4 protein-coding genes and 2 tRNA genes are annotated in these 4,644 nt (G+C 70.2%); 2 read left to right on the forward strand and 4 right to left on the reverse strand.

Going from position 1 to position 4,644, the window contains the following annotated elements; genetic code table 11:
* Positions 1-163 precede the first annotated feature (163 nt).
* Together RDU12_RS12555 and RDU12_RS12560 are read right to left on the reverse strand one after the other, a co-directional pair.
* Positions 164-1,642, reverse strand: a complete 1,479-nt coding sequence (locus RDU12_RS12555) for a TolC family outer membrane protein (RefSeq protein WP_300291580.1) — start codon at positions 1,640-1,642, stop codon at positions 164-166.
* 133 nt (positions 1,643-1,775) lie between these two features.
* A complete protein-coding gene (locus RDU12_RS12560) occupies positions 1,776-2,405 on the reverse strand; it encodes a protein-L-isoaspartate O-methyltransferase (RefSeq protein WP_300291579.1) in 630 nt (209 codons plus the stop codon).
* A 152-nt stretch (positions 2,406-2,557) separates the two neighbouring features.
* Here RDU12_RS12560 and RDU12_RS12565 point away from each other — a divergent pair.
* A tRNA-Cys gene (locus RDU12_RS12565) sits at positions 2,558-2,631 on the forward strand.
* Positions 2,632-2,857: 226 nt separating this feature from the next.
* Here the strand turns inward: RDU12_RS12565 and RDU12_RS12570 are convergent.
* On the reverse strand, positions 2,858-3,661 hold the full coding sequence (locus tag RDU12_RS12570; protein ID WP_300291576.1) for an RNA methyltransferase: 804 nt from the start codon (positions 3,659-3,661) through the stop codon (positions 2,858-2,860).
* Positions 3,662-3,729: 68 nt separating this feature from the next.
* Between RDU12_RS12570 and RDU12_RS12575 the strand changes: the two genes are divergently transcribed.
* Positions 3,730-3,804 (forward strand) — tRNA-Asn (locus RDU12_RS12575).
* Between the two features lie 139 nt (positions 3,805-3,943).
* On the opposite strand, the gene RDU12_RS12580 is transcribed toward RDU12_RS12575, so the two are convergent.
* Positions 3,944-4,644: hypothetical protein (locus RDU12_RS12580; protein ID WP_308684907.1), on the reverse strand; the 701-nt coding region annotated here is incomplete at its 5' end.

The raw sequence follows: 4,644 nt of genomic DNA on the forward strand, positions 1-4,644 counted from the left end.
CGCGCGTCGAACGCAAAGTCAGAACGGTCTGGCGGCGCAGGATCACGGCCCCTACCCCGCCAAATGTCGTCGCATCTCAGCCCGCTGGAATCAACGGGCGTTTTTCGCGTCACAGGTTAGCGAGCCGCGTCCGAGTCGCCTACCAGGCGATCCGACGTTCGTTTCAGTCCCGCGGCGCGGTCTGGACGATCTCGGACTTCAACTGCTGGTCGATGGGCGCGTCGACCGCATCATTGGCCGGCACGATCGGCGGCGCCACGATGCGGTCGATGGTCTCGATCAGGCCGTCCCACGGCAGCGCGCCGCGGTTGCGCACCCGATCGTAGTTGTCGACCGGATTGTAGATCGTCAGCGTCGGATCGAGGTCGGCGCCCTCCAGCCGGCCCATGGCGGCCAGCAGATTGGCCTGGGCGACGTATTCGTTGCGCCGCGCGCTGGCCAGGGTGACCTCGGCGTTGCGCAACTCCAGCTCCTGGTTGAGCACGTCCAAGGTCGTGCGCAGGCCGACCTGGGCCTCCTGGCGGACGCCCTCGGCGGCCACGGTGGCGGCCCGCACGGCCTCGGTCCCGGCGTCCAGGCTGGAGCGCGCCGACAGCGCCTGCGCATAGGCCGAGCTGACCGACTGCAGAGTGTTGCGGCGTTCGCCCTCGACGTTGATCTGGGCGACATTGGCGCGCTCGAGCGCCTGGGCCACGCGCGAGCTGTTCAGGCCGCCGGTGAACAGCGGCACCGAGACGGTGGCGCCGGCCGTGAGGCGGGTGGTGTCGCCGATATCGCCGATGCGGTCGAAGTCGGTGTTCGAGCCGCCATAGGAGGCGGTCAGCCGCGCGGACGGCATATACTCGGCCTTGGCGGCAGCGACATTGGCCTCGGCCGCACGGAGGTTGTAGGCGGCGGCGCGGATGCCGGGATTGTCCAGCAGCGCCACGTCGAGGGCCGCGTCGAAATCGGTCGGCACGCCCGGCAGCACCGGCATCGGGGCCAGGTCGCCCGGCGACTGGCCGACGACGGCGGCGTAGGAGGCGCGCGACACCGACAGCTGGGCCTGGGCGTTGGCGAGGTCGGCCTCGGACTGGGCCAGACGGGCCTCGGACTGGGCGACGTCGGTCCGGGTGATCTCGCCGACCTCGAAGCGGGCGGAGGCCTCTTCGAGCTGGCGTTGCAGCACGCCGAGGTTGGACTGACGGATGCGGAGGATCTCGGCGTCGCGGAGGACATCGGCATAGGCCTGGATCACCGAGGCCAGCACGGTCTGTTCGATGTCGCGCAGGTTTTCCCGCCCGGCGAGGATCTCGGCTTCCGCCGCGGTGATGCCGTGGCCGATGCGGCCGCCGCTCCACAGCGTCTGCGACAGGCCGATGCTGGCCGAGGCGCTGTCGCCGTCGAACCCGGCCATGTCGCCGTAGCTCTGGGTGTGGCTGCCGCTCAGGGTGACGTCGAGCCTCGGGCGCAGACCGGCGCGGGCCTGAACGATCGATTCGTCCAGCGCCCTCTGGTTGGCCCGCTGGGCCAGCAGTGACGGATTGGTCTGATAGGCCAGGGCGATCGCTTCCCGCAGCGTTTCAGCCCAGACGGGCGCTCCCATTCCGGTGACCACGGCGATGATGGCGACCGAGGCGAGCGCGCGCGAACGTTTCAGCATGACTGTTCCTGCCTGGCGCGTACGAGGATGAACGCGCCCCTTTGTATCCCATAGGCCAGATGGGGGACGGTTTCGTCCCGCGCCAGTTAAGATTTTTTCACGCGACACCTGAGGCGCGCCCACACGCGCCGGTTTACAGGGCGAAGGCGGGCGCCGGCGCGAGTTCCGCGAGCACGGGCGGGGCCGCGTCGAACAGCTCACGACGGGAAATTCCGGACGGACCCTTCACATACAGGACGGCCTTGCCGGCGGGGCCGGTGCGTTCGACCACGGCCAGCCGGCCTCCGACCTTGAGCGCGGCCAGCCAGGCCTCCGGGCGTCCGGGCGCGGCCGCCTCGGAGACGATGACGTCATAGCCCTCGCCGACCGGATGGGTGAACGGGGCCACCACGCCGTCGACCCCGGCCTCGGCCAGGGCGGGGCCGACCACGTCCAGCACCTTCGGGTCGGATTCCTGGGCCGTGGCCCTGAGGCCCATTTGGGCGAGCACGGCGGCGGCGTAGGGGGCGGCGATCGCCAGCGCCGTCTCACCGGCCCGGGGCTCAAGCGCCATCAGCAGCTTGGACAGGTCGCGGGGCAGCATCAGACGGCGGCCGCCGACGATCTCAGGCTCGATCTCGGCATAGGCGGCGAAGGCGCGCTCCGCCGGCAGGAAGCGTTCGCGCGGGACGGAAAGGAGCGCGGCCTGCAGGTCGCGATCGGTGACGTCGTTCACCCGGACCTGACTGTCCACCATGACCTTGCGCGCGGCGGCGAAATCCATCTGTCGCAAATCCCGAAAAGCAAAGGCGCGGCAAGGCGCCGGAAATCTCGCGCGCTTATAGGTCTGTGCGTTGCGGGCGACAATCCGATCTGATAGCGAACGGCCCTCGCGATGGCGAGGTCGTCCCCGGATCGTTTCCGGAAGCGGCCCAGGGCCTGATGGCGGAGTGGTTACGCAGAGGACTGCAAATCCTTGCACCCGAGTTCGATTCTCGGTCAGGCCTCCATCGCGATTTTCGGACAGATCAGACGGGCGCGGTCATCCAGCCGATGACCGTGGCCGCGCTCACCGTCGCGGCGACGATCGTGATGGCCACGGCGACGCGCGCGTTGCGGCTGACGAAGAACAGAATGCTGTCGAACATAATCAACTCCCCCGGACCACGACACAGCGCCACAGATCGCGCCGTTCATCAAGGTATACGAAGGGTTAATCGCGGATCAGTGAACGCTTTACGCCTGGCGCGTGAAATGATGCAGGGCGATGGCCCCCGCAGTCGCCACATTGAGCGAATCGAAGCCGCCGGACATCGGAACGCCCACGGTCTCGCACCGCTCGAGCAGGTCTGACGGCAGGCCCGGACCCTCCGCCCCGAGCACGATGGCCGTGCGCCCTCCCCTCGGCGCGAGGTGCAGCGGAGACGGCGACGACGGGCTCATGGCCAGGACGCGGAAGCCCGCCGTCTTCAGGCCCTCGACCAGAACGCCCGCGCCGAGACCCGTCGACATCGGGGTGCGCAGGACGGCGCCGACCGAGACGCGGATGGCCTTTCGGTAGAACGGGTCGCAGCAGCGGTCGTCCAGCAGCACCGCGGCGGCCCCGAAGGCGGCGGCGGCGCGAAAGATCCCGCCCATGTTGTCGTGGTTGCCGATGCCGCAGGCGACGACCACGACCGACTCGTCCGGCGCGCCCGCCAGCACTTCGGACAGCGGGCGCGGAACGGGCTTCTCGCCCAAGGCCAGTATGCCCCGGTGAAGGTGGAAGCCGGCGACTCCGTCCAGCACCGGCTGCGCCGCTGAATAGACCGGCGTCGCGGGGGGCAGGGCTTCGATGAGGTCGACCAGGCCGGCGATCCGCTTCTCCGCGATCAGGGCCGCGACCGGACGGCACAGGGAGGCCGGCGAGGCCAGCACCCGCAGCACCACCTCGCCCTCGGCCACGAACAGGCCTTGGCGGCCCGTGAGGTCGCGCTCGCGGATATCGCGGAAGGCGGCGACGCGGGCGTCGCGCGGATCGTCGATGGGGATTACGGCCAATCGGATATTTCCCGTTGCGCGAGCCTGACTCGCGCTGCTATAGCGCCCGCCTTCCCGAGAGGAAGTGTTCCGCGGTAGCTCAGTGGTAGAGCAGCCGACTGTTAATCGGCTGGTCGTAGGTTCGAATCCTACCCGCGGAGCCACTCTCCCTTCCCCCGACCATCGGCCAGAAAAAAGCCCGACGCGAGCGCCGGGCTGAAGAGGTTCGGTGATGGTGGGTGTCCTCGAACAAGGAAGACATCCCCTCGTTCGACTGAATTGGTAAACGGTTCGTAAACCCTGTCAGGGGGCGGCGGGATCGGGCAGCCAGGTGGTCTGGCCCGAGCCGCCCGGGCCGGCCCAGCGGATGCGCCAGCCGGAGTCCAGCCTTTCCACGGCCAGGTCCTGCGACCCGACGGCCTCTCCCGGCCACGGGAAGTCCCTGCCCGCCACCCGGACCTGGTCCGGACCGTCACGAGGGGGGAGGATGACGCTCCAGCGCCCCCGGGAATCCGGGGCGACCTGCACCAGCTCGTCGCCGCTCTGCACGGCGACCACATCGGTCCCCGCCGCGACCTGGCCGGACGCCAGCCTCATGCGGCCATCACTGTCGATCGCTCCCAGCGCCGGCGCGGCGTCCAGCCGGCGGGTCGCGCCCCCGGGGCGAAGCACCACGATCGGGCCTTCCCCGGCCGCGAGGATCAACAGCCGGTCCGGCGAGGGCGCGGGATCCTGGCCGACCTGGGTCTCCGGGCGAAGCAGGAGATGTCCGGCAGGGGCCGGGACGCCGATCTCGAAGCGACCGCGCGAATCGGCCGTGGCCGCGTACGCCGTCCCGTCATCGCCGCGCAGCACCACCCGGGTCTCCGCGCCCGCGACGCCGGACACGGTCAGGCCGGGCCCGGCGCGCTCGACCCGTTCAATGACGGGAGGACGGGCCCACTCGCGCGCCGCCTCGGCCTCGCCGCCGGCCCGCTCGGGCGGGCTCGGCGAACAGGCCGTCG

Source organism: Brevundimonas sp. (assembly GCF_031082345.1).
GTDB lineage: Bacteria > Pseudomonadota > Alphaproteobacteria > Caulobacterales > Caulobacteraceae > Brevundimonas.

Excerpts from the sequence above, each read along its gene's own strand:
- RDU12_RS12555 (WP_300291580.1), bottom strand. The coding sequence starts at position 1,642 with ATGCTGAAACGTTCGCGCGCGCTCGCCTCGGTCGCCATCATCGCCGTG.
- RDU12_RS12560 (WP_300291579.1), bottom strand. The coding sequence starts at position 2,405 with ATGGATTTCGCCGCCGCGCGCAAGGTCATGGTGGACAGTCAGGTCCGG.